Origin of the sequence: Streptomyces sp. NPDC058308 (assembly GCF_042880275.1) — a bacterium.
Classification (GTDB): Bacteria; Actinomycetota; Actinomycetes; order Streptomycetales; family Streptomycetaceae; genus Streptomyces.
In genome coordinates this window covers 1-1,599 of the sequence record NZ_JBHVZA010000067.1, presented here as the reverse complement: position 1 = coordinate 1,599, position 1,599 = coordinate 1, and the positions used below count along the sequence as shown (strand labels likewise).

Genomic DNA, 1,599 nt, shown 5'->3' with positions numbered 1-1,599 from the left:
ATGCACCGCCACAAGGAACGCGGCTTCTGCTGCGGCGCCGGCGGCGCCCGCATGTGGATGGAAGAACGCATCGGCAAGCGCATCAACACCGAACGCGTCGACGAAGCACTCAGCCTCAACCCCGACATCGTCTCCACCGCCTGCCCCTTCTGCCTCGTCATGCTCACCGACTCCGTCAACGGCAAGAAGGCTGAGTCCAATAGCGGCTCCGCCGCGGGCGGCCCGGCCAAGGAAAGCCTCCAAGTCGTCGACGTCGCCCAACTCCTCCTCGACTCCGTCAAAACACCGGTCGACGACACCACGGGCGAGCCGGAGCCCGAGACCGAGCCCGCCAAGCAGACCAAGTGACCAAGTAGCCCAAGTGGCCAAGTAGGCCCGTACCGCCACACGCTGATCAGGCCGGTTCCGCCTTCGGGCGGGACCGGCCTGTCGCGTTGGTGCGGCCATGAGCGCTACTTCGGGTCGCGGTTGAACTTCGCGGTCGACCAGAAGTAGCCGAGCACCGCCAGGCCCAGGCACCAGGCCACGGCCAGCCATCCGTTGTGGCCGATCTCGCTGCCGAGCAGCAGGCCGCGCAGGGTCTCGATGGCGGGGGTGAACGGCTGGTACTCGGCGATCGGCTGGAACCAGCCCGGCATCGCGTCCACGGGGGTGAAGGCGCTGGAGAGCAGTGGCAGCAGGATCAGCGGCATCGCGTTGTTGCCCGCGGCCTCGGCGTTCGGGCTGACCAGGCCCATGCCGACCGCGATCCAGGTGAGCGCGGTGGAGAAGAGCACGAGCAGTCCGAACGCCGCCAGCCACTCCAGTACGGAGGCGTCCGTGGACCGGAAGCCGATGGCCACGCCGATGGCGCCCACCAGGACAACGCTGGCGATCGACTGCAGCACGCTGCCGACGACGTGCCCGACGAGCACCGAAGGCCGGTGGATCGCCATCGTGCGGAAGCGGGCGATGATGCCCTCGGTCATGTCGTTGGAGACGGAGACCGCGGTGCCGATCAGGGTGCTTCCGACGGTCATCAGGAGCAGGCCTGGGACGACGTACGCGATGTACGCGGAGCGGTCCGCGCCGCCGTCGCCGATCCCCGAACTCATCGCGTCGCCGAAGACGTAGACGAAGAGCAGCAACAGCATGACCGGGGTGAGCAGCAGGTTCAGGGTGAGGGAGGGGTAGCGGCGGGCGTGCAGGAGGTTGCGGCGCAGCATGGTGGAGGAGTCGCGGACGGCGAGGGCGAGGGTGCTCATCGGGCGTTCTCCTTGGGCTGGTTCTGCTGCGGGGCGTTGGGTTGCGGAGCGGGGAGGGTGGCCGGTCCGGTCAGGGCGAAGAAGACGTCGTCGAGGTCGGGGGTGTGCACGGTGAGTTCGTCGGCCTGGATGGCGTGTGAGTCCAGGCGGTCGAGGATGGTGCGCAGGGCGCGTTGGCTGCCGTCGCTGGGGAGTTGGAGGGCCAGTGCCTGGTCGTCGCGGGTGACGTCGCCCAGCGCGCGGGCGGCGGTGCGGTAGGCGTCGGGGTCGGTGAAGCGCAGCCGTACGTGCCCGCCGGGGATGAGCTGTTTGAGTTCTTCCGGGCTGCCGTGGGCGGCGATCTTTCCGTCGTTGA

At 68.7% G+C, this 1,599-nt stretch carries 2 protein-coding genes and 1 pseudogene; 1 reads left to right on the top strand and 2 read right to left on the bottom strand.

Features of this window, described 5'->3' with window-relative positions; translation table 11 throughout:
• Positions 1-348 (top strand): heterodisulfide reductase-related iron-sulfur binding cluster (locus ACFVYL_RS37715; protein ID WP_389724782.1); only part of this gene is annotated, 348 nt, incomplete at its 5' end.
• A gap of 104 nt (positions 349-452) precedes the next feature.
• Here ACFVYL_RS37715 and ACFVYL_RS37710 read toward each other — a convergent pair.
• Entirely contained in the window at positions 453-1,244 is a 792-nt protein-coding gene (locus ACFVYL_RS37710; protein WP_389724779.1) for an ABC transporter permease, read from the bottom strand.
• A pseudogene (locus ACFVYL_RS37705) lies at positions 1,241-1,599 on the bottom strand (ABC transporter); the annotation flags it as partial. The pseudogene ACFVYL_RS37705 and the gene ACFVYL_RS37710, both read right to left, overlap by 4 nt.